The sequence below is a fragment of the Streptomyces sp. CB02400 genome (genome assembly GCF_001905725.1).
GTDB lineage: Bacteria > Actinomycetota > Actinomycetes > Streptomycetales > Streptomycetaceae > Streptomyces > Streptomyces atrovirens.
Genome location: NZ_LIWB01000003.1, coordinates 371,952 through 394,592 on the forward strand (window position 1 = coordinate 371,952; position 22,641 = coordinate 394,592).

Annotated in this window: 19 protein-coding genes, 1 pseudogene and 1 riboswitch; of the genes and pseudogenes, 9 read left to right on the forward strand and 11 right to left on the reverse strand. The window is 70.9% G+C overall.

The annotated features are described in order from the left end of the window. Positions 1–47: 47 nt before the first annotated feature. The 6 genes and pseudogenes from AMK33_RS09785 to AMK33_RS09810 form a co-directional block, all read left to right on the forward strand. Positions 48–1,430: pseudogene (locus AMK33_RS09785) on the forward strand (HD-GYP domain-containing protein); the annotation flags it as partial. A gap of 245 nt (positions 1,431–1,675) precedes the next feature. Then, on the forward strand, positions 1,676–2,977 hold the full coding sequence (locus AMK33_RS09790; protein ID WP_073932387.1) for an HD-GYP domain-containing protein: 1,302 nt from the start codon (positions 1,676–1,678) through the stop codon (positions 2,975–2,977). 102 nt (positions 2,978–3,079) lie between these two features. Next, entirely contained in the window at positions 3,080–4,060 is a 981-nt protein-coding gene (locus AMK33_RS09795; protein ID WP_030860234.1) for a tetratricopeptide repeat protein, read from the forward strand. Between the two features lie 151 nt (positions 4,061–4,211). Then, on the forward strand, positions 4,212–4,862 hold the full coding sequence (gene def / locus AMK33_RS09800) for a peptide deformylase (protein ID WP_073932388.1): 651 nt from the start codon (positions 4,212–4,214) through the stop codon (positions 4,860–4,862). A 230-nt stretch (positions 4,863–5,092) separates the two neighbouring features. Beyond that, positions 5,093–6,178: an epi-isozizaene synthase gene (cyc1, locus tag AMK33_RS09805; protein ID WP_073932596.1), complete on the forward strand. Its 1,086-nt coding sequence runs from the start codon at positions 5,093–5,095 to the stop codon at positions 6,176–6,178. After that, positions 6,175–7,545 (forward strand): bifunctional albaflavenone monooxygenase/terpene synthase, encoded by a 1,371-nt coding sequence (locus AMK33_RS09810; protein WP_073932389.1) that lies wholly within the window; start codon positions 6,175–6,177, stop codon positions 7,543–7,545. Before cyc1 ends, AMK33_RS09810 begins: the two co-directional genes overlap by 4 nt. Before the next feature lie 20 nt (positions 7,546–7,565). Here AMK33_RS09810 and AMK33_RS09815 read toward each other — a convergent pair whose 3' ends face one another. Next, complete coding sequence (locus tag AMK33_RS09815) at positions 7,566–8,528, reverse strand: GlxA family transcriptional regulator (protein ID WP_073932390.1); 963 nt, start codon at positions 8,526–8,528, stop codon at positions 7,566–7,568. Positions 8,529–8,621: 93 nt separating this feature from the next. On the opposite strand from AMK33_RS09815, the gene AMK33_RS09820 reads away from it, so the two are divergent. After that, the gene (locus AMK33_RS09820) at positions 8,622–8,861 is read left to right on the forward strand and encodes a hypothetical protein (protein WP_073932391.1); all 240 of its coding nucleotides are present in this window, start codon (positions 8,622–8,624) and stop codon (positions 8,859–8,861) included. Between the two features lie 30 nt (positions 8,862–8,891). On the opposite strand, the gene AMK33_RS09825 is transcribed toward AMK33_RS09820, so the two are convergent. The 7 genes from AMK33_RS09825 to nagB form a co-directional block, all read right to left on the reverse strand. Then, on the reverse strand, positions 8,892–9,905 hold the full coding sequence (locus tag AMK33_RS09825) for a ribonucleotide-diphosphate reductase subunit beta (protein WP_073932392.1): 1,014 nt from the start codon (positions 9,903–9,905) through the stop codon (positions 8,892–8,894). After that, on the reverse strand, positions 9,905–12,262 hold the full coding sequence (locus AMK33_RS09830) for a ribonucleoside-diphosphate reductase subunit alpha (RefSeq protein WP_073932393.1): 2,358 nt from the start codon (positions 12,260–12,262) through the stop codon (positions 9,905–9,907). The genes AMK33_RS09825 and AMK33_RS09830 overlap by 1 nt, the downstream gene beginning before the upstream one ends. Positions 12,263–12,386: 124 nt before the next feature. Next, positions 12,387–12,557: riboswitch (cobalamin riboswitch) on the reverse strand. A gap of 12 nt (positions 12,558–12,569) precedes the next feature. Then, positions 12,570–13,076 carry a GNAT family N-acetyltransferase gene (locus AMK33_RS09835; RefSeq protein WP_073932394.1) on the reverse strand — a complete coding sequence of 169 codons (507 nt, stop codon included), beginning with the start codon at positions 13,074–13,076 and terminating at the stop codon, positions 12,570–12,572. Between the two features lie 78 nt (positions 13,077–13,154). Continuing rightward, positions 13,155–14,765, reverse strand: coding sequence for a monocarboxylate uptake permease MctP (gene mctP, locus AMK33_RS09840; protein ID WP_073932395.1), 1,611 nt, complete (start codon positions 14,763–14,765; stop codon positions 13,155–13,157). Continuing rightward, entirely contained in the window at positions 14,762–15,028 is a 267-nt protein-coding gene (locus tag AMK33_RS09845) for a DUF3311 domain-containing protein (protein ID WP_201262998.1), read from the reverse strand. Before AMK33_RS09845 ends, mctP begins: the two co-directional genes overlap by 4 nt. Positions 15,029–15,276: 248 nt before the next feature. Continuing rightward, a complete protein-coding gene (locus tag AMK33_RS09850) occupies positions 15,277–16,041 on the reverse strand; it encodes a GntR family transcriptional regulator (protein ID WP_073932397.1) in 765 nt (254 codons plus the stop codon). 157 nt (positions 16,042–16,198) lie between these two features. Next, positions 16,199–16,984, reverse strand: coding sequence for a glucosamine-6-phosphate deaminase (gene nagB / locus AMK33_RS09855; protein ID WP_073932398.1), 786 nt, complete (start codon positions 16,982–16,984; stop codon positions 16,199–16,201). 499 nt (positions 16,985–17,483) lie between these two features. Between nagB and AMK33_RS09860 the strand changes: the two genes are divergently transcribed. Then, positions 17,484–18,959 (forward strand): sensor histidine kinase, encoded by a 1,476-nt coding sequence (locus AMK33_RS09860; RefSeq protein WP_073932399.1) that lies wholly within the window; start codon positions 17,484–17,486, stop codon positions 18,957–18,959. 177 nt (positions 18,960–19,136) lie between these two features. Here the strand turns inward: AMK33_RS09860 and AMK33_RS09865 are convergent, their stop codons facing one another. Together AMK33_RS09865 and AMK33_RS09870 are read right to left on the reverse strand one after the other, a co-directional pair. Beyond that, entirely contained in the window at positions 19,137–19,394 is a 258-nt protein-coding gene (locus AMK33_RS09865; protein WP_030219886.1) for a WhiB family transcriptional regulator, read from the reverse strand. 320 nt (positions 19,395–19,714) lie between these two features. Then, on the reverse strand, positions 19,715–20,683 hold the full coding sequence (locus tag AMK33_RS09870; RefSeq protein WP_073932400.1) for a diacylglycerol/lipid kinase family protein: 969 nt from the start codon (positions 20,681–20,683) through the stop codon (positions 19,715–19,717). A 115-nt stretch (positions 20,684–20,798) separates the two neighbouring features. Between AMK33_RS09870 and AMK33_RS09875 the strand changes: the two genes are divergently transcribed. Then, on the forward strand, positions 20,799–21,242 hold the full coding sequence (locus tag AMK33_RS09875) for a hypothetical protein (RefSeq protein WP_073932401.1): 444 nt from the start codon (positions 20,799–20,801) through the stop codon (positions 21,240–21,242). A gap of 254 nt (positions 21,243–21,496) precedes the next feature. On the opposite strand, the gene AMK33_RS09880 is transcribed toward AMK33_RS09875, so the two are convergent. Next, positions 21,497–22,636, reverse strand: coding sequence for an RNA polymerase sigma factor SigF (locus AMK33_RS09880; protein WP_073932402.1), 1,140 nt, complete (start codon positions 22,634–22,636; stop codon positions 21,497–21,499). Positions 22,637–22,641: the final 5 nt, after the last annotated feature.

A 22,641-nucleotide genomic window follows, 5' to 3' on the forward strand; every position in this document is an offset into this window, starting at 1 on the left:
GGCAGGTAGCAGGTCGGGTGTCGGCGGGCACGGTCGGGGAGGGGCACATGGAGGCGTTACCGGCACGGGTCCGCGCGTATGTCGCCTGTGTCACCGTGCTGGGCCTGCTCTGTCCGCTGTCGCTGGTTCCCTCCGTCCCGGTGTCCCCGCCGGGCGGTGCCCGCTTCTCCTGGTGGGCGGTAGCCCTGCTCGCCGTGCTGTACGCGGGCTGCGAGCGCCTCGCCCGATCGCGTCTGGTCGCCGCCCCGCACCCGGGCGGAACCTTTCACCCCGTCCTGCTCGCCGGGGCCTTCCTGCTGCCACCGCCCGCCGCGGCGCTGGTCGCGCTCCTCGGGGCGCTGCTGCTCCCCGTGGAACAACGCCCGTACCTGGCGCGCAGGCTCTGGCGGGCCGGCAGGCTGGTGCTCGCCGTATGGGCCGCGAGCCGGGTCCATCTGGCGGTCGGCGGCCGGGACGCGGTGGCGGACTGCGACGTCCCGGCCGCGCTCGGCACGGCCGGGGTCGCGGTGCTGGTGTTCTGCCTGGTGCTCACCCTGCTGGACGGCGGCATTCCCGCGTCGGCGCCCGGCGTGCTCCCGCGCGGGAGGCGGATCCCGGCGCCGGCCGCCTGGTGGCGGCTGTTCCTCGGGTCGCTGGCCCCGATCACCGTGCACGGCCTCGCCGGGCTCATGATGGCGCTGCTGTGGCGCAGCCCCTACGGTCCCGTGGCCGCGCTGCTGGTGCTGCTGCCGATGGGCGTCTCCTGGTGGGCGTTCGCCCAGTACCACCGGGAGCGGGCCGCCCATCAGGCGACGATCCGCGCCCTCGTCCAGGCCGTCGACATCAAGGACGGCTACACGCGCGGGCACAGCGAACGCGTCGGACGGGCGTCCATGATGATCGCGCGGGAACTCGGCATGGACGACGAGCGCGTCGAGGTGCTCCGCTTCGCGGGCATCCTGCACGACGTCGGCAAGCTCGGCGTGCCCACCCGGCTGCTCACCAAGAACGGCCCGCTGACCCCCGAGGAGCGCCGGGTGATCGAACTGCACCCCGAGTACGGGCACGAGATGGTGCGGGGCATCTCCTTCCTCGGCGAGGCCCGCGCGGCGGTGCTGCACCACCACGAACGGCTGGACGGCACCGGCTACCCCTACGGGCTGGCGGGCGGTCAGATCCCGGAGTCCGCGCGGGTGGTCGCCGTCGCCGACGCCTTCGACGCGATGACCTCCACCCGCTCCTACAGCAGGGCACGGCCCGTGCCCGTGGCGCTGGAGGAACTCCGGCGGTGCGCCGGCGCCCACTTCGACCCACGGATGGTGACCGCGCTGGTCCGGGCGATCGGCCGATCCGGCTGGCACCCGGCGGTGACCGCCGACGAAACACGACCCGCCCCCGGTGACACCCGGCCCGCCCCCGACGGCCCCCGGCCCATCGCCGGTACCCCCGGACCCGCTACGGGCGACATCCGATCGGCCCCCGACGGCACGCGGCCCACCTCCGGTGGCACGCGGCCGATCGCCGATGCCTTCCGGCCCGCCACGGGCGACATCCGGTCGGCCTCCGACGGCACGCGGCCCGCCGACGGCGGCACGCCGTCCGCCGCCGATGGCACTCGGTCCGCCACCGGTGGCATACGGCCCGCGGCCGTGCCCGGACCCGCCGCACCGGTCGCCGGCCGGCCCGGAGCGCGTCGATGAGGCCCCGGCTCCACACCGTCGTGCACCTGTGCGCCGCCGTCCTCGCCGCCGGTTCCCTGGGCAGCACGCTCTACAACGGCGTCGAGGACCGCGGTACGGCCCTCGCCTTCGGGGTGCTCATCGCCTTCGGCGAGCTCACCCGGCGCAACGGGACGCGGATCAGGGAGGCCGCGCCGCTCGCCGCCGCGGGTTCACTGGCGTACGCGCTGCTCGGTGAGACCGCGGGCCGGCCCACCCACCACGGCGCCGCCCAGGTCGTCACCGTGGTGCTCGCCGCGTCCCTGCTCGGCAGCGTGCCGCACGTCGGGCGCGGTGAAGGACCCGCCCTCGACCCGTCGGCCCGCAGGGTACTGACCGTCGGGTTCGTCGCCGTGTGCTTCCAGCCGCTGTACAACCGGGGCACCTTCGACGGCTGGGGCGGCCCCGCCCACGCGCTGCTCCTGCTCGCCCTGCTCTCCCTCACCGCGCTGTGCGACGCCGTGCTCGCCGCCGCGCCGGCCCACTCCCGCACCGGGTGGCCCTTCCTGCCGACGCTGCGCGACGAGTTGCGGGCCGTGCCCGGCATCGGGGCCGCGGTCATCGCCACGGGCGCGGTGATGGCGCTCGGAGTCGCGGTCGTGGGGCTGTGGGCACTGCCCGTCTTCTCCGTGCCCCTGCTGCTCGCACAGCTCTCCTACCGGCGGTACGCCGCCGTGCGCGCCACCTACCGGCAGACCATCACCTCCCTCGCGCGGGCCACCGAGATCGCCGGATACACCCCGGCCGGGCACGCCCGCCGGGTCGCCGCGCTCAGCCGGGCGGTGGGCCGGGACCTCGGGCTGACCGAACCCGAACTGACCGTGCTGGAGTACGCCGCCCTGATGCACGACATCGGTCAGCTCAGCCTCGTCGACCCGGTCCCCGACGGCGCCACCGCCGTCCTGCCGGTCACCGAACAGCGGCGGATCGCGCTGCTCGGCGGCGCCGTGGTGCGCCAGACCGGGGTGGACCCGCGCGTGGCCGCGATCGTCGAACGCCAGGCAGACCCGCACCGGGAACAGCCACTCGCCGCACGTATCGTCCGGGTGGTCAACGCGTACGAGGAGAAGTCCCGGGAAGGAGGACCCGGCGGGCCGCTGACCGCGCTGGAGGAACTGCGCCTGGGAACCGCCGGGGAGTACGCGCCGGAGGTGGTCGAAGCACTGGCCCGGGTGCTGTCACGGAACACGGAGGGGACGCGTGAACACCAGGGCCGAGCGTGGCGAGGGCCACGAACGGGACTGTCTGACCCCGGCCGAGGCTGGGTAACCCATGGGTAATGAGCGCCCTCGCGGCCGTACGTGGTTGGATGCGAAGGAGAGGGTGTCCGGGGGCGCGGACAGGTACGGCCAGCCCACCGACGGAACTGGCAGGCGGGAATCGTGAGGATCTTCGGCAAGGGACGGCACCGGCCCTCCGCCTCCTGGCGGCAGGCCACGGACCGTGCGTTCACGCTCATCGGCGACGGCCGGTACGAGGACGCGGGCGCGCTGCTGACCCGTGCCGCCGACCTGGAGCCCTGGTTGTCGGAGTCCTGGTTCAACCTCGCGCTGCTGCACAAGTTCCGGCACGACTGGGAGCAGGCGCGGTCGGCCGGTCTGCGGGCCGTGGCGCTGCTCGACCGCGACACGGGCGCTCCCGACTGGTGGAACGTCGGCATCGCCGCCACCGCCCTGCAGGACTGGCCGCTGGCCCGGCGGGCCTGGCAGGCCTACGGGCTCAAGGTGCCCGGCCCGGCCACCGACTCCGGCGAGCCCCTCGGCATGGAGCTGGGCAGCGCGGCCGTACGGCTGTCCCCGGAGGGGGAGGCGGAGGTGGTGTGGGGGCGGCGCCTGGACCCCGCCCGGATCGAGGTGCTGTCCATTCCGCTGCCGTCCTCCGGGCGCCGCTGGGGCGAGGTCGTCCTGCACGACGGCGTGCCGCACGGGGAGCGGAGCACCGCCGCCGGGCACACCTACCCGGTGTTCGACGAGATCGAGTTGTGGGCGCCCTCGCCGGTGCCGACCTGGGTGGTGCTGCTGGAGGCCGCGACCGAGGCCGACCGGGACGCGCTGGAGCAGCTGGCCTCCGACGCCGGGTTCGCGGCCGAGGACTGGTCGTCCTCCGTACGGCTGCTGTGCCGGATGTGCTCGGAGTCGCGGATGCCGTCGGACGAGGGGGAGGGCGAGCATCTGGATCCGCACGATCACAGTGAGCCGGGGCATCCGGGGCCGCTGGGGCATCGTACGGACGGGCAGTTGTGGGTGCCGGAGCGGGAATGTGGCGTGGCCGCCCCTGCCTCTCTTGTACGGGGGTTGCTGGACGGGTGGGTTGCGGACAGTCCGGACTCGCGGGACTGGCGGGATCTTGAAGAGGTTTGCTGAGCTCGTTGACCGAGTGCGGGTCCGTTGTGGTTGATCGCGCCCACGCGGCGGAGCCGCATACCGATACAGTCCCGCGCCCCTGAGGGGGCGCTTCACCGTACCCTTGTTCAGATCACAACCCCGGTTTTACTCAGGAAGGCACACGTCGGTCATGGCTCAGCAGGACACCGATCAGCAGCACGCGGGCGTGCTCCCCGTCGACGGCGAGGGGTACGTCATCGACACGGAGGACTGCGAGGAGCGCGAGACGGCGTGGCGGGAGCGCGGTACCTCGCGCCCGATCACCGTGGTCGGCAACCCGGTGCTGCACCAGGAGTGCGAGGACGTCACGGACTTCGGCGACGAGTTCCAGCAGCTGGTCGCCGACATGTTCGCCAGCCAGCGCACCGCCGAGGGCGTGGGCCTGGCCGCCAACCAGATCGGCGTGGGCAAGAAGGTCTTCGTCTACGACTGCCCGGACGACGAGGGCGTGCGGCACGTCGGTGTGATCTGCAACCCCAAGCTGGTCGAACTGCCCGCCGAGCAGCGCCGGCTGGACGACAGCAACGAGGGCTGCCTGTCGGTGCCCACGGCGTACATGCCGCTGGCCCGCCCCGACTACGCCGAAGTGACCGGCCAGGACGAGAAGGGCAACCCCGTCCACGTACGCGGCACCGGCTACTTCGCACGGTGTTTGCAGCACGAGACCGACCACCTCTACGGCTACCTCTACATCGACCGGCTGTCCAAGCGTGAACGCAAGGACGCACTGCGGCAGATGGCCGAGAACGAGCCGCGTTACCCCGTGGTGGCCAACGACTGACCGGCCCTCGGGGGCCCTCGGGGCCTCTCCCTCTCCTCGCGAACGGCGTCCGATCGAGCACCTTTTCGATCGGACGCCGTTCGTCTGTGCGACCTCCGTAGTAGCGAAAGAAGCAAATCCGTTCCCAGAACGGTCAGTTGTGGTGCTGAATGGAGGTGCGGGGATACGCACGGCGTGCGCCCGGCTCGGGGGCGGGCGCACGCCGACTGGCGGCAGAGAGGGGATTGTTCGTGCATGCTTTGTCACACGGCACCACATCGACACCGACCACCATCGCAGTTCCACCGGCGCTGTCTCTTCCGGTGATCGAGGCGGCGTTTCCCCGGCGACTCCACCCGTATTGGCCCCGACTTCAACAGGCGACCAGGGCGTGGCTGCTCGAAAAGCGGCTCATGCCGGCGGACAAGGTGGAGGAATATGCCGATGGCCTGTGCTACACCGATCTTATGGCGGGCTACTACATAGGCGCCCCCGACGACGTCCTGCAGGCGATAGCGGACTACAGCGCGTGGTTCTTCGTCTGGGACGACCGGCACGACCGCGACATCGTGCACGGCCGCTCCGCCGCCTGGCTGAGGCTGAAGGACCGGCTGCACAGGGCCCTCGACAGCCCCGGTGACCACCTGGACCACGAGGATCCGGTGGTGGCGGGGCTCGCGGACAGCGTGGAGCGGCTGTACGCGTTCCTGCCGGGCGGCTGGAACGACCGGTTCGCCCGGCACTTCCACGAGGTGATCGAGGCGTACGACCGGGAGTTCCACAACCGTACGGAGGGGATCGTCCCCACCGTCGAGGAATACCTGGAACTGCGCCGGCTCACCTTCGCGCACTGGATCTGGACGGATCTCCTGGAGCCGAGCGCGGGAAGTGAACTGCCGGACGGGATAAGGAAATACCCCGCCTACCGGAAGGCGGCACTGCTCAGTCAGGAATTCGCCGCCTGGTACAACGACCTCTGTTCCCTGCCGAAGGAAATAGCGGGCAGCGAGGTGCACAACCTCGGCATCAGCCTCATCATCCACGAGAAACTCACACTCGAAGAGGCGATCACGGAAGTGAGGCGCCGCGTCGAGGAATGCATCAGCGAATTCCAGGACGCCGAACGGGAAGCCCTGCACTTCGCGGACACCCTCGACGACGGCACGGTGGGAGGAAAGGAAACGAGTGCCGCCGTACGCGCCTGCGTCGGCAATATGCGGAACTGGTTCAGCTCCGTCTACTGGTTCCACCACGAGTCCGGCCGGTACCGGGTCGAGAGCTGGGACGACCGGTCCACACCCCCGTACGTCGACAACGAAACGGCAGGTGAGTCATGACCGTCGAGTCGGTGAACCCCGAAACGGCCGGGGAGACCGGACTGCGCGAGCCTCCCGTGGCCGGCGGAGGCGTCCCCGTCCTGGGCCACGGCTGGAAACTGGCGCGCGATCCGCTGTCCTTCATGTCCCGGCTGCGCGACCACGGCGACGTCGTGCGCCTCAAGCTGGGACCGAAGACGGTGTACGCCGTCACCACCCCCGCCCTCACCGGGGCGGTGGCGCTGAGCCCCGACTACATCATCGCCGGACCGCTCTGGGAGTCCCTGGAGGACCTGCTCGGCAAGGAGGGCGTCGCCACCTCCAACGGCCCGCTGCACCGGCGCCAGCGCCGCACCATCCAGCCCGCGTTCAGGCTCGACGCCATCCCCGCGTACGGGCCGGTCATGGCGGAGGAGGCGTACGCGCTCGTGGAGCGCTGGAGCCGCGGCGAGACGCTGGACGTCACGACGGAGTCCTTCCGCGCGGCCGTCCGGGTCGCCGCGCGCTGCCTGATGCGCGGCAGTTACATGGACGCCCGGGCGGAGCGCATCTGCGCCGACCTCACCACGCTGTTCGGCGGGATGTACCAGCGCATGGTGGTACCGCTCGGACCGCTCTACAAGGTGCCGCTTCCGGCCAACCGGGAATTCAACCGCGCGCTGGCCGATTTGCATGTCCTGGTCGACGAGATCGTCGCCGACCGACGGGCAGGCGGTCAAAAACCGAACGATTTGCTGACGGCTTTGCTGGAGGCGGAGGACGAGAATGGCGAGCCCATAGGGGAGCAGGAGATCCACGACCAGGTCCTCGCCATAATCACCGCCGGCAGCGAAACCGTCGGATCCACGATCATGTCGCTCCTCCTGGTTCTCACCGAGCACCCGGAACTCGGCGACAAGATCCGCGACGAGGTGAAATCCGTCGTGGGTGACCGACCGGTCGCATTCGAAGACGTCCGGAAGCTGACGTACACCGCGAATGTCGTCACCGAGACCCTGCGGTTGTATCCGGCCGTATGGATATTGACGCGCCGCGCGGTGACCGACACGGAACTCGGCGGATACCGCATTCCCGAGGGCGCGGACCTCATCTACAGTCCGTACGCGATCCAGCGCGACCGGCGGTCGTACGGGCGGCACGAGGAGTTCGACCCCGACCGCTGGCTCCCCGAGCGGGCGGGGGACGTGCCCAAGTACGCGATGAGTCCGTTCAGCGTGGGCAACCGCAAGTGCCCCAGCGACCACTTCTCGATGGCCGAGCTCACGCTCATCACCGCGGTGGTCGCCTCCGCGTACCGCTTCGACCACGCGCCCGGCTCCGACGCCAAGCCCCGGATCGGCATCACGCTCCGGCCGCGCCGCCTGATGCTGCGGGCGGTGCCCCGCTGACCCCACGCCCGGCCGCGCGTTCAGGCGGCCTGAGGGCCCCTGAACGCGCGCCGGTAGGCCTGGGGCGTCGTACCGACGGTGCGGACGAAGTGGTGGCGCAGCGCCGCCGCGTTGCCGAAGCCGGTACGGCCCGCGATCGCGTCCACCGTCTCGTCCGTCGCCTCCAGCAGACGCTGGGCCAGCAGCACCCGCTGACGCAGGATCCAGCGGTAGGGCGTGGTGCCGGTCTCCTGCTGGAAGCGGCGGGCGAAGGTGCGCGGCGACATGTGGGCGCGGGCGGCGAGCTGCTCGACGGTGGTCTCCTCGTCGAGATGCCGCTCCATCCACACCAGCACCTCGGAGACGGTGTCGCCCCCGGACCGCGGCAGCGGGCGCTCGATGTACTGGGCCTGCCCGCCGTCGCGGTGCGGGGGCACCACCATGCGCCGGGCGATCTTGTTGGCGACCTCCGGACCCTGCTCCTTGCGCACCAGATGCAGACAGGCGTCGATGCCGGCGGCGGTGCCCGCGGAGGTGATCACCGGGTCCTCGTCGACGTAGAGCACATCCGGCTCGACCGTCAGATGGGGATACTTCCTGGTCAGCGCCTCCACGTGCTTCCAGTGGGCGGCGGCACGCCGGCCGTCGAGGAGTCCGGCGGCGGCGAGCACGAACACCCCGGAGCAGACGCTGAGCACCCGCGCACCCCGGTCCACCCCTCTGCGCAGGGCGCCCAGCAGCTCGGGCGGGAACTCCCGGGACACATAGGAGGAACCGGCGGGCACGGCGATGAGGTCCGCCGTCTCCAGACGTTCCAGACCGTGCTCGACCTGGAGGGAGAAGCCCGTGTTGGTGCGCACCGCCGGGCCGTCGGCCGAGGCGACGGCGAAGTCGTAGACCGGCAGGTCGTCGTCGCTGCGGTCGACGCCGAAGACCTCGCAGACGACACCGAGTTCGAAGGGGTTCACACCGTCGAGGAGGACGGCGGCCACGTTCTGGAGCATGGCTCCAGTGTGCCGCGCCCTTGGCAGTAAATCGAGGGTGTACGGCAGTCCTGCCACTGCCGGTAAGGAGCATCAGGCGCGACAGTGGTGTCCATGGATACGACGCGGATACAAGCACTGACCTCGATGGTGGCCGTCCTCGGCCTGTTCGTCTTCATGACCCTGCCCGCCCTGATCGGCATCGCGCGCGAGCGGCGGATCGACCGGCAGATCAAGCGGGCCGAGGCCGCCCGCGCCGCCACCGGGCGCCGCGAGGAGCCGGTGGCCTCGCGCCCGGCGGCCTCACGTCCGGCGACGGGTGCCGCCCCGCACCGCACCGCACGAGCGGCGTGACGGCGAGGCGGCACCCGGGCGCACGGCTGTCTAGAAGTCCTCGTCCAGGTCGACCGTGCCTTCCACGGCGACCTGGTACGCGGACGGCCGCCGCTCGAAGAAGTTCGTCAGCTCCTGGACGCCCTGGAGCTCCATGAAGGAGAACGGGTTCTCCGAGCCGTACACCGGCGCGAAGCCCAGCCGGACCAGCCGCTGGTCGGCGACGCACTCCAGGTACTGCCGCATCGACTCGGTGTTCATGCCCGGCAGCCCGTCCCCGCACAGGTCCCGCGCGAACTGGAGTTCCGCCTCGACCGCCTCGCGCAGCATGTCGGTGACCTGCTGCCCGAGCTGCTCGTCGAACAGCTCCGGCTCCTCCTTGCGCACGGTGTCGACCACGTCGAAGGCGAAGGACATGTGCATCGTCTCGTCCCGGAACACCCAGTTGGTGCCGGTCGCCAGCCCGTGCAGCAGACCCCGGCCGCGGAACCAGTAGACGTAGGCGAACGCCCCGTAGAAGAACAGGCCCTCGATGCACGCGGCGAAGCAGATGAGGTTCAGCAGGAAGCGGCGGCGGTCGGCCCGCGTCTCCAGCCGGTCGATCTGCTCCACCGAGTCCATCCACTTGAAGCAGAACTCGGCCTTCTCCCGGATGGACGGGATGTTCTCCACGGCCGCGAAGGCCGCCGCCCGGTCCTCCGGGTCGGGCAGATAGGTGTCAAGGAGCGTCAGATAGAACTGGACGTGCACCGCCTCCTCGAAGAGCTGCCGCGACAGGTACAGCCGCGCCTCCGGGGAGTTGATGTGCTTGTAGAGCGTCAGCACCAGGTTGTTCGCCACGATCGAGTCGCCCGTCGCGAAGAACGCGACCAGCCGGCCGATCAGGTGCTGTTCCTCCGGGCTGAGCTTCGCCAGGTCGGCGACGTCCGAGTGGAGGTCGACCTCCTCCACGTGCCAGGTGTTCTTGATGGCGTCCCGGTAGCGCTCGTAGAAGTCGGGGTAGCGCATGGGGCGGAGAGTCAGCTCGAAGCCCGGGTCGAGCAGGTTCTTCGTTGTGCTGGTCATTACTGGCAGGCCTCGCAGGACTCGGGGTTTTCCAGGGAGCAGGCGACGGCCTCGGGGTCGGCCGTCTGCTGGACGGGGGCGGTGGCGCGCGCCGCGCGGGCGATCCGGGTCGCCGGGCGGGAGCGCAGGTAGTACGTGGTCTTCAGGCCCTGCTTCCAGGCGTAGGCGTACATCGAGGAGAGCTTCCCGATGGTCGGCGTCTCCAGGAACAGGTTGAGCGACTGCGCCTGGTCCAGGAACGGGGTGCGGGCGGCGGCCATGTCGATCAGACCGCGCTGCGGAATCTCCCAGGCGGTGCGGTACAGCCGCCGCACGTCCCCGGGGATCCACGCGAAGTCCTGCACCGAGCCGTTGGCTTCGCGCAGCGCCTCACGGGTCCGCGCGTCCCACACGCCCAGCCGCTTCAGGTCGTCCACCAGGTACGAGTTGACCTGGAGGAACTCCCCGGACAGCGTCTCGCGCTTGAACAGGTTGGACACCTGCGGCTCGATGCACTCGTACACGCCCGCGATCGACGCGATGGTGGCGGTGGGCGCGATCGCCAGGAGCAGCGAGTTGCGCATCCCGGTGGCCGCGATCCGCGTCCGCAGCGCCGCCCAGCGCTCCGGCCAGGAGAGCTCGGCGTCGTAGTGGTCGGGGTGCAGCACGCCCCGGGCGGTACGGGTCTTCTCCCACGCCGGGAGCGGGCCGCTGCGCTCGGCGAGGTCGGCGGAGGTCTCGTACGCGGCGAGCATGATCCGCTCGGCGATCCTCGTGGACAGTGCCTTCGCCTCCGGGGAGTCGAAGGGCAGCCGCAGCTTGAAGAAGACGTCCTGCAGGCCCATGGCGCCGAGACCGACGGGGCGCCACTTGGCGTTGGAGCGGCCCGCCTGCTCGGTCGGATAGAAGTTGATGTCGACGACCCGGTCGAGGAACGTCACGGCGGTGCGCACCGTCTCGTCGAGGCGCTCCCAGTCGATGTCCCCCCGGTCCACGAAGGCGCCGAGGTTGACCGATCCCAGGTTGCAGACCGCCGTCTCCCCGTCGTCGGTGACCTCCAGGATCTCCGTGCAGAGGTTCGAGGAGTGGATGACGTGGCCCGGCTCGGCGGTCTGGTTCGCCGTGCGGTTGGCGGCGTCCTTGAAGGTCATCCAGCCGTTGCCGGTCTGCGCGAGGGTGCGCATCATGCGGCCGTACAGCTCGCGGGCCGGGAGGGTCTTCCTCGCCAGGCCCTTCGCCTCGGCGGCCCGGTACGCCGCGTCGAACTCCTCGCCCCACAGGTCGACCAGTCCGGGCACGTCCGCCGGCGAGAACAGCGACCAGGGCGCGTCGGCGTTCACCCGGCGCATGAACTCGTCCGGCACCCAGTGCGCGAGGTTCAGGTTGTGCGTACGGCGGGCGTCCTCGCCGGTGTTGTCACGCAGCTCCAGGAACTCCTCGATGTCGGAGTGCCAGGTCTCCAGGTAGACCGCCGCGGCGCCCTTGCGCCGGCCGCCCTGGTTCACGGCGGCGACCGAGGCGTCCAGCGTCTTCAGGAACGGGACGATGCCGTTGGAGTGCCCGTTGGTCCCGCGGATCAGCGAACCCCGGGCGCGGACGCGGGAGTAGGACAGGCCGATGCCGCCGGCGTGCTTCGAGAGGCGGGCGACCTGGTGGTAGCGGTCGTAGATGGAGTCCAGCTCGTCCTTGGGGGAGTCGAGGAGGTAGCAGGACGACATCTGCGGGTGGCGCGTGCCGGAGTTGAACAGCGTGGGGGAGGAGGGCAGGTAGTCCAGGCGGCTCATCAGCCCGTACAGCGCGGCGACCTCGTCCACGGAGCGGGCGCTGTCGTCCTCGGCGAGACCGCTGGCGACCCGCAGCAGGAAGTGCTGGGGCGTCTCGACGACCTTGCGGGTGACCGGGTGCCGCAGCAGGTAGCGGCTGTGCAGGGTGCGCAGGCCGAAGTAGCCGAAGCGGTCGTCGGCCCCGCTGTCGATCAGCGCGTCCAGGCGGGCGGCGTGCAGCCGGACGAACGCGGCGGTCCGGTCGGCGATCAGCCCCTCGCGGTGCCCGGTCGCGACGGACCCGGTGAACGAGGTGACGCCCTGCGAGGCGGCCTCGGCGCGGATGGAGATGGTCAGCAGCCGGGCGGCGAGCCGGGAGTAGGCCGGGTCCTCGGAGATGAGCCCGGCCGCCGCCTCGGTGGCCAGCTCCCGCAGCTCCGCCGCGTCGGCGGAAGCGGACCGGCCGCGCAGCGCGGCGGCGGCGACCCGGCCGGGGTCGGCGTCGGGCAGGTCGGCGGTCAGCTCGGTCAGGGTCCGCAGCAGCGCGGCACCGGGGCCGCCGCTCTCCTCGGGCACGTCGATCGCTGAGGCCGGATCGGCTGGCGCGATGGTCACGTGGGGCTCTCCCTCGCTCGGCACGGGGGCCTCGAAGAGCGCAGGGGGCAGTACACGAGCGCACGCGGCGTCGCGTCCACCGGCCCATTCCGCGAGGCCCGGACGTCAGGGCACCCGGACCGGACGGCCGGGCGCACTGTCGGCAGGTCCTCGGACTGACGCCCATGCGCACGCGTACGCGGGCATGGGTACACCGTTGCGGGACAGTTCCGGATTCGCACCGGATTCCCCTGCGGCGACAGCGAGCATGAGCATACATCTTGTGCCGGGTGTCGCCGACAACCCCATATGTTGTGTCGCGGAGGTGTCAGAGCGTCAACTCGTAGGTGAGGAGGGTGAGGTCCGCGTGCTCCGGCAGGGGGCCCCAGTCGCGCTCGGGGGTGCGGGTGAATCCCAGCCGCTCGTAGATGCGGTGGGCGGAGTGCATGGTGCGCTGGGTCGACAGCAGGATCCGTACGCAGCCCTCGGTGGCCCGCGCCCGGTCGACGCAGGCACGCACCAGGGCCTCCCCGGCGCCCCGGCCCCGGCCCGCGCGGGCGACCGCGAGCATCCGGATCTCCGCCTCGCCCGGCCCTGCTATGTCGGCCATCGGACCGGGGCCCGGCACGAAGGTCACCCCGCCCAGCACCGCCCCGTTCTCCACGGCGACCAGCACCTCGGCGGCGGCTGCCCGCTTCCCCACGTTCCGCAGCTCACCGAGGTACGCGTCGCTCTCCCCGAAGTCGAGCAGCCCGTCCAGCAGGTAGGCCTGCGCGGTGATCTCACCGAGTTCCGCGTGCTCGCCGGGCTCCACCGGCCGGATGACGATGTCCATGAGGGGAGTGTGCCGGACGGGTACGACAACGGGCCGCCGGATTTCTCCGGCGGCCCGTCGCTCACGGTGTGTACGGCGTCAGTGCGCACTGCCCGCCGTGGCCGGCGGAAGCTCCACCTGGACACCGGGGTCGCCCGCGTCCGCCGTGTAGTCCTGCGGCTTGGTCTCGTCGATGCCCTCGGGGGCCTTGACGGCCCGGAAGACGAAGGTCAGGACGACCGTGACCAGGACGTTGAGCACGAACGCGGTGAGGCCGATGTAGCCGATCTCGCCGATGCCCGGGATCTCCTTCGACGACCCGCCGAAGTGCTTCTGCGTCGGCGAGGCCACCCCGTACGCGGCGGCCGTGCCGTAGACCATGCCGACCGCCCAGCCGCCGATCAGCGCCCAGCGGTGGAACCAGCGGGTGAACAGGCCGCCCACCAGCGCCGGGAAGGTCTGCAGGATCCAGATGCCGCCGAGGAGCTGGAAGTTGATCGCGACCGTCTTGTCCATGGTCAGGACGAAGGCCAGCGCGCCCACCTTCACCAGCAGGGACACCAGCTTGGAGACCTTGGTCTCCTGCGCCGGGGTGGCGTCCGGCTTGATGAAGTCCTTGTAGATGTTGCGGGTGAAGAGGTTCGCCGCCGCGATCGACATGATCGCCGCCGGCACCAGCGCGCCGATGCCGATCGCCGCGAAGGCCACGCCCGCGAACCAGTCCGGGAACATGTTCTCGAACAGCTGCGGGATCGCCAGCTGGCCGTTGCTGACCTTGACCCCGGCCGCGATCGCCATGAAGCCCAGCAGCGCCAGCAGGCCCAGCATCAGGGAGTACAGCGGCAGGATCGTGGTGTTGCGGCGGATCACCTCACGGCTGCGCGAGGACAGCGTCGCGGTGATCGAGTGCGGGTACATGAACAGCGCGAGCGCCGAGCCCAGTGCCAGCGTGGCGTACGTCCACTGGCTCGTCCCGGCCGGTACCAGACCGCCCGCGCCCGCTTCGGTGAACTTGTCGTTCGCCGAGGCGAAGATCTCGTCGAAGCCGCCCAGCTTGATCGGGATGTAGATGATCGCCACCGCGATCACGATGTAGATCAGCGTGTCCTTGACGAACGCGATCAGCGCGGGGGCCCGCAGACCCGACGAGTACGTGTACGCCGCCAGCACACCGAAGGCGATCAGCAGCGGCAGGTCCTTGACGAACCAGTTGGTGTCCTCGCCGCCGCCGACGCCCATCACGTCCAGCACGGCCTGGATGCCGACCAGCTGGAGCGCGATGTACGGCATCGTGGCCAGGATGCCGGTGACCGCGACGGCCAGCGACAGCCCCTTCGAGCCGAACCGGCCGCGCACGAAGTCGGACGTCGTGACGTAGCCGTGTTTGTGCGACACCGACCACAGCCGGGGCAGGAAGGTGAAGATCAGCGGGTAGACCAGGATCGTGTACGGCACCGCGAAGAAGCCGGCCGCGCCCGCCGCGTAGATCGCCGCCGGTACGGCCACGAACGTGTACGCGGTGTACAGGTCGCCGCCGAGCAGGAACCAGGTGACCCAGGTCCCGAAGGACCGGCCGCCCAGGCCCCACTCGTCGAGGCTGTGCTCGTTCTCGGCCTTGCGCCAGCGCGCGGCCATGAAGCCCATCGCCGTGACCAGCAGGAAGAAGAAGATGAAGACGGCGAGTGCCACGCCGTTCACGCCGTCGTTCACTGCGACGCACCGCCCTTCGCGGCCGAGCGGGCGCGCTGGTCACGCTGCCAGAGCTTGTACGCGATCATCGTCAGGACGGTGGAGACCAGCACCCACAGCATCTGGTACCAGTAGAAGAACGGGATGCCGATGAACAGCGGGTCGGTCTTCGCGTAGGACCCGACCCACAGCATGGCCACGAACGGTGCGACGAGACAGAGGGCGATGACGACGCGCATGGGCGTCACCACCGGCCCTCCGCTGGTTTCTGGGGCTTGTGACATCAGACGGTTCCCGTCCCCTCACTGATCACCGGCGTCAATGCGCGGAAATGTAGGTCAGGGCGCGGCGCGGTCGTAACCCCTCGTCCGCATAGCGGTACCCAGGCGCCGCTCAACCGAGAGGCAACAGCAACGAAAACCTTGTCAACCGCCCGCTTCGTCGGGTTTTGCGGGCCCGCTCAGGACCACCCAGGACCCACCCAGGGCCCGCTCAGGGCCTGGTCCGAGTCTGCCGCGGGCCTGCTGCGGGTTCAGTCCTGGGGGCGCTTCAGGCGTGCGACGAACTTGTACCGGTCGCCCCGGTACACCGACCGCACCCACTCCACCGGCTGTCCGTCCCGGTCCCGCGAGTGCCGGGACAGCATCAGCATCGGCAGACCGACGTCGGTGCCGAGCAGGCCGGCCTCGCGCGGGGTGGCCAGGGACGTCTCGATGGTCTCCTCGGCCTCCGCGAGATGGACGTCGTACACCTCGGCCAGGGCGGTGTAGAGGGAGGTGTACTTCGTCAGGCTGCGGCGCAGCGCGGGGAAGCGCTTGGCGCTCAGGTGGGTGGTCTCGATGGCCATCGGCTCGCCGTTGGCCATGCGCAGCCGCTCGATGCGCAGCACCCGCCCGCCGGCCGTGATGTCGAGCAGCTCGGCGAGCCGGTCGTCGGCGGTGATGTAGCCGAGGTCCAGCAGCTGCGAGGTGGGCTCCAGGCCCTGGGCGCGCATGTCCTCGGTGTACGACGTGAGCTGGAGCGCCTGGGAGACCTTGGGCTTGGCGACGAAGGTCCCCTTGCCCTGGATGCGTTCGAGGCGCCCCTCGACGACCAGCTCCGAGAGCGCCTGGCGCACGGTGGTGCGCGAGGTGTCGAACTCCGCCGCCAGGGTGCGCTCGGGCGGGACCGGAGTGCCGGGCGGCGCCGTCTCGGTCATGTCGAGCAGGTGCTTCTTCAGCCGGTAGTACTTGGGCACACGCGCGGTACGGACCGTGGTCCCACCCTCGTTCTCCGCACTGCTGACGTCGGTGCTCATGCTCTGCCTTCCCGGCTCCGGGTGCCGAAACGACCGACATCCCCATCGGCCGCGGCTGACATCGTGGCACGGCTCGGGGCGGGGGTGTGCCCCGCACGCTCCGTGATCCCCTTTGTATACCCCTGGGGCGGGGGCTGGTCCAGACCACGGAGGGCGGTCAGATCCCCTGCCACTCCGGCTTGTTGGCGTAGGTGTGCCGGAAGTAGTCGGCGAGCTTCAGCTTGGCGGCGGCGGCCTCGTCGACTACCACCGTGGCGTGCGGGTGCAGCTGGAGCGCGGACGCCGGGCACACCGCCGCCACCGGCCCCTCGACGGTCGCGGCGACCGCGTCCGCCTTGCCCTCGCCGGTGGCGAGCAGGACCAGGTGGCGGGCCTCCAGGATGGTGCCGATGCCCTGGGTGATGACGTGGTGCGGGACCTGGTCGATGTCGCCGTCGAAGAAGCGGGCGTTGTCCACCCGGGTCTGCTCGGTCAACGTCTTGATCCGGGTGCGGGAGGCGAGCGAGGAGCACGGTTCGTTGAACCCGATGTGCCCGTCCGTGCCGATCCCGAGGAGCTGGAGGTCCACGCCGCCGGCCCCGGCCAGCTCCCTGTCGTACGCCTCGCACGCGCCCTGCACGTCCTCGGCGGTGCCGTCGGGGCCCATGAAGGCGTCCATCCCGATCCCGAGCGGCTCCAGCACCTCGCGCCGCAGCACCGAGCGGTAGGACTCGGGGTGGTCGGCGGGCAGTCCCACGTACTCGTCGAGCTGGGCGATCCGGGCCCGGGAGGTGTCCACCGCGCCGGAGTCCACCTGGGCCGCCAGCGCCTGGTAGACGGGCAGCGGCGTCGAACCGGTCGCCACGCCCAGCAGGGCGTCGGGCTTGCGTCGCAGGAGCTGTGCCATGGCCCCGGCGATGAGCTCGCCGCCCGCCTTGGCGTCCGCAACGATGACAACTTCCACGGTGGGCCTGCCGATCTTGAGGAGGACTCGACTGGGACCGGATCCGCGAGCACGGATCCGTAAGGTGGTGCAATGTGGTTTAGACCAATCTCAATCTAACAGAGCGGGTGCGGTGGCCGCGCGCCGAAATTGCCATGTCCGACCGGCCCCGTGCGGGAACCCCACGGGTTAGGCTGCGTGACGGACGCCCGTGCGGCACCGATGAGATGAACGGCGTCCGACGCGATTGGTCCGACGCATTTACAGGGACAGTGGTCTAGTCCACAATGCGTAGCAGGGCACACCAAGCCTGCCTTCCCCGCACAGGAAGGCGGAACCGAGGAACCGGAGCTCTCTGCCCTGACTGCCCCGGCTCCTCATCCCTCGGCCGACCGGGACCGCACACCCCACGGCCGATGTTGCTCCGGGCTGCGGTGCCGGGAGGGTTGAGGGTCCCTCTCAGGCGCCGCGGCCCGCGGGTGCTCCGCGGCCCCGCAGACCGCCGGGTACGCTCGCTGACGTGCCCTCCATGAACGAACTCGTACGCCAGCACACCGCCCTCGACGACACCGATCTCGAGTGGCTCCATCTGCTGGTCTCGGAGTGGCAGCTGCTCTCCGACCTCTCCTTCGCCGACCTGGTCCTGTGGGTCCCCACCCGCGACGGCACCCGCTATGTCTCCGTCGCCCAGATGCGGCCCAACACCGGCCCGACCTCCTACCAGGACGACATGGTCGGCCACCTCGTCCCGCGCGGACGCCGCCCCATGCTGGACGCGGCCCTGGACGAGGGCCGGATCGTGCGCGAGGGGGACCCGGAGTGGCGCGAGGAGGTTCCCGTACGGGTCGAGTCCATCCCCGTACGGCGTGAGGGGCGCGTCCTCGGGGTCATCGCGCGCAACACCAACCTGCTCACCGTGCGCACCCCGAGCCGGCTGGAGCTCACCTACCTCCAGAGCGCCTCGGACCTCGCGCAGATGATCGCGGCCGGCTCCTTCCCGTTCGCGAACCAGCAGCTCGAGATGGACGCCTCGCCCCGCGTCGGCGACGGGCTGATCCGGCTCGACGCCGACGGCATCGTCCAGTACGCCTCCCCGAACGCCCTGTCCGCGTACCACCGCATGGGTCTCGCCGCCGACCTGGTGGGTCATCACCTCGGACGGACCACCGCCGAACTGGCCCCCTCCCGCGGTCCTGTGGACGAGGCGCTGGCCAAGGTCGCCAGCGGCTGGGCGCCGCGCGAGTTCGAGATCGAGGCGCACGACGGGGTGATCCAGTTCCGGGCGATCCCGCTCAAACCGAAGGGGACGCGCATCGGTTCGCTGGTGCTGCTCCGTGACGTCACGGAACTTCGCCGCCGCGAACGCGAGTTGATCACCAAGGACGCGACCATCCGGGAGATCCACCACCGGGTGAAGAACAACCTCCAGACGGTGGCGGCGCTGCTGCGCCTCCAGGCACGGCGCATCGGGTCCGAGCGCGGCCGTGCGGCCCTGGAGGAGGCGGTGCGCCGGGTGGGATCCATCGCGATCGTGCACGAGACGCTGTCCCAGAACCTGGACGAGCGGGTGGAGTTCGACGAGATCGCCGACCGCGTCCTCGCGATGGTCGCCGAGATCTCCCCGGGCAAGGTCACCGGCCGGCGCACGGGCCGCTTCGGCATACTCGACGCCGAGGTCGCCACCCCGCTGTCGATGGTGCTGACCGAGGTGCTGCAGAACGCCCTGGAGCACGGCTTCTGCGAGGGCGAGACCGGCACCGTGGAGGTGTCGGCGGTGCGCGGCGGCACCACGAAGGAGACCCGTCTGCTGGTCACCGTGCAGGACGACGGCGTGGGCCTGCCCGAGGGCTTCGACCCGCACACCGCGGGCAACCTCGGTCTGCAGATCGTACGGACCCTGGTGGAGGGCGAGTTGGGCGGCACCTTCGACATGGTGCCGGCGCCGGAGCGGGGGACCAGGGTGATCCTGGACATCCCGGTGCAGTCGGACAAGTAACGGGAGCGGACGGGCGCGGGCGGCGCGGACCTGCACGGACGTGTACGGACGGCAAAGAGCCCCGGACCGCTGAAAGCGGCCGGGGCTCTTGCTCAACTGCGCGCTGCGGCTCGGGGGCGGGAGATGCGTACGCGCCGTACGCGCCGCCAAGCTCAGGCTGTCAGCAGGGGTGGGTTGTCAGGCGGAGGCCTGACGGGCCCGGTTGCGGGCGGCACGGCGCTTCATCGCGCGACGCTCGTCCTCGCTGAGACCACCCCAGACGCCGCTGTCCTGACCGGACTCGAGTGCCCACTGCAGGCAGCTCTCGATCACCGGGCAGCGACGGCAGACGGCCTTGGCTTCCTCGATCTGCAGCAGCGCAGGACCGGTGTTGCCGATGGGGAAGAAGAGCTCGGGGTCTTCCTCGCGGCAAACGGCGTTGTGACGCCAGTCCATGGCTGCTACCTCTCCTGGGTATGTAATGCGATTGCTTGTGAATGTGAACGCTTTCACGAATCCCCCGACAAGGGAAGGGCCGACCGCCAGGTTCCCCGGCGTTGGGTCCTTGGATTTGAAGAGGGGTTCCGGTGATCTGTGGAGGCCGGTGTTGCGGGCCGTCCCGATCGCCAAGAAGAGACTCGCAAACCTCGGCGACGGATACAACCCCTTCCGGAAAGTTTTTTTTGATTCTTCGGTGTCGACTAGGTCACAGCCGTACTTCCATGGGGTGGATCCTGGCCTAAACGTTCGACTGAAAGGACTTTGGCCCTTTCTGCTCACACAATCACACGCAGTGCACGGCGTACGCCTGTGAACGTCACGCTGGTTCGTAGCCCCAGGTGGTCACCGTCCATCTGGAGGGGCAGCGGCACCTTCGAATGCAAGGTGAAGCGCGTCAGATCGTGCCGGGAGACCGCATGCCTGCCGCGGGGGCCGCGCTCCGGGGACGAAGTGAGCAACTGGGTGCCATACCGGGCAACCGCGGCGGTGGACAGCCGGCTCAGACCGAAGAGATCGAGGCCCGTATCGAACGAGGCCTTAGGTGACGCGTAGATCGGGCGATTGCCGAGAAACGTCCACGGCGAGGTGTTCGAGACTATGGAGAGCACCAGATCGGTGACCGGTTCCTCGCCCGGGTGCTCCAGGGTGATCACCCCGCGCCGCCGGTGCGGCTCGCCGAGGAGCTGACGGACCACCTGGCGCATGTACAGCGCGTGGGTCGACTTCCTGCCGCGCTCCCGCTGCTGCTCCACCCGGCCGACCACGCCGGCGTCGAAGCCCAGCCCCGCGTTGAAGGTGAACCAGCGGGCCGGTACGGCCTCGTCGTCCGAGCCCGGCGTGCCCGAGGTCAGACCCAGGCCGACGGTGCGCTCGCGGCCCTCGCGCAGCGCGTCCAGCAGGACGCCGGTGGCCTCCACGGGCTGGTTCGGCAGGCCCAGCGCGCGGGCGAAGACATTGGTGGAGCCGCCGGGGACCACGGCGAGACCGGGCAGGTGCTCCGGGTCGGGCCCCGCGTGCAGCAGACCGTTGACGACCTCGTTGACCGTGCCGTCCCCGCCGAGGGCCACCACCAGGTCGATGTCGTCGCTCTGCGCGGCCTGCCGGCCGAGGTCGCGCGCGTGCCCGCGGTACTCGGTGGTGACCGCCTCCAGCTTCATCTCGCTGGCGAGCGCGTGGATCAGCACATCGCGCGTGCGCGCACTGGTGGTGGTTGCCGCCGGGTTGACCACGAGAAGTGCACGCATGACGTGCAGGGTACCTACTGAGCGGTACCGGGCCCAGACCGAGTCGGGGGCGGAGGGGGAGACGGGGCGTGAACCTCGACACGGGGGCGCGCACGGCGAGGGCTACCCTTCAGGGGTGAGCAGCGAGCAGACCCCCACCACCACCCCGGACGCCACCGGCCCCCGCCCGCGCCGTCTGACGTACGCCGCGGCGCTGGCCGCCCTGGAGGGGCTCGCGCTGGTGGCCGGCGGGGTGTGGATGTCGGTCCTCGCCCTCACCGGCGAACCGGACGACCGTCAACAGGCGATCACCGGCGGGGTGACGCTGATCGTGCTCGCGCTGCTCCCGCTGCTCGCCGCGCGGGGACTGTTCGCCCGGCGGAGCTGGAGCCGCGGCCCCGCCGTCATCACGCAGATCATCGCGCTGCCGGTGGCCTACAACCTGCTGCGCTCCGACAGCGTGGCCATCCCCGCCGGAATCGCGCTCGCCGTCGTGGCCGGCACCGCGCTCGTCCTGCTGGTCAACCCCGAGACGACCCAGGCCCTCGGCATCCGGGGGCCCGGGAACGCCGAGAAGTAGCGCCCGCTCCCGGACCCTGCCGGGGTCGCGGGATCCGGCGCGCACCCTCCCGGAGAGGGACCCCAGCGGCGTTGTCGTCGGGTGCCGACTTCCTCACGCTCGACTGCTCCCCACTCTCGGCTTCGCTCGAGCGGGGGGACCCCATGCGCGGGAGGGAGCCCCACAGCCCCCGCTCGGCCCGGCTGCGAGGCGCCGTCACCTGGGGCCGGCCTGATCCGGTGGGCAGGCCCCGGCGCCCCGGCGCCCGCAGCGGGTCACTCCTCCACGAGCAGCTTCTCCCGGAGCTGGGCCAGGGTGCGGGCCAGCAGCCGGGAGACGTGCATCTGCGAGATGCCGACCTCCTGCGCGATCTGCGACTGGGTCATGTTGCCGAAGAAGCGCAGCAGCAGGATCCGCTTCTCGCGCGGCGGAAGGTCCTCCAGCAGCGGCTTGAGCGACTCCCGGTACTCCACGCCCTCCAGCGCCTCGTCCTCGGCACCGAGGGTGTCGGCGACCGCCGGGGACTCGTCGTCGGTGTCGGGGACGTCCAGGGACAGCGTGGAGTACGCGTTCGCGGACTCCAGGCCCTCCAGGACCTCCTCCTCGGAGATGGCCAGCTTCTCGGCCAGCTCGTGCACCGTGGGGGAGCGGCCGTGGAGCTGGGACAGCTCCGCCGTGGCCGTGGTGAGCGCCAGCCGCAGCTCCTGCAGCCGGCGCGGCACGCGCACCGCCCAGCCCTTGTCGCGGAAGTGCCGCTTGATCTCGCCGACGACCGTCGGGGTCGCGTACGTCGAGAACTCCACGCCCCGGTCGGGGTCGAAGCGGTCGACCGACTTGATCAGCCCGATGGTGGCGACCTGGGTGAGGTCGTCCAGCGGCTCACCGCGGTTGCGGAAGCGGCGCGCGAGGTGCTCGACGAGCGGCAGATGCATGCGCACCAGGCGGTTGCGCAGCTCCGCGTACTCGGGAGTGCCGTCCTGCAGCGTGCGCAGCTCGAGGAACATGGCGCGCGCCCCGCTGCGGTCCTGCGGGTTGTGGTGCGCGTGCCCGCCCTGGGTGCCCGGAGCACCGGGGGTGCTCCGCGCGCCCCGGGCGGCGGGCGCCCGCGGCGCCTCGTCCTCGGCGTGTCGCTCGTGCTCGCTCATCGTCCCGCCCGTCGCCCTTCCCCGAGCGCTCGCCTCGTCCCCCGCTGCCGGCCTGGCCCTGGCGGGGGCGCCCCCCTGGCCCGGAGCGACCCCGGCCGGCCCGGCCGCGGGCGTGCCCCGCGCGGCACCGCCGGACTGCCCGCCGCCCGGGGCGACGGTCTCCGTGGAGTCGTCCTCCGGATGCGGCCGGGCCTGCTCGGGGATGCCGTCGATGCCGTCCGGCACGCGCTCGGCCGGCAGCTCCCGTGTGCCGCGTTCTTCGTCCCGCACCGGCC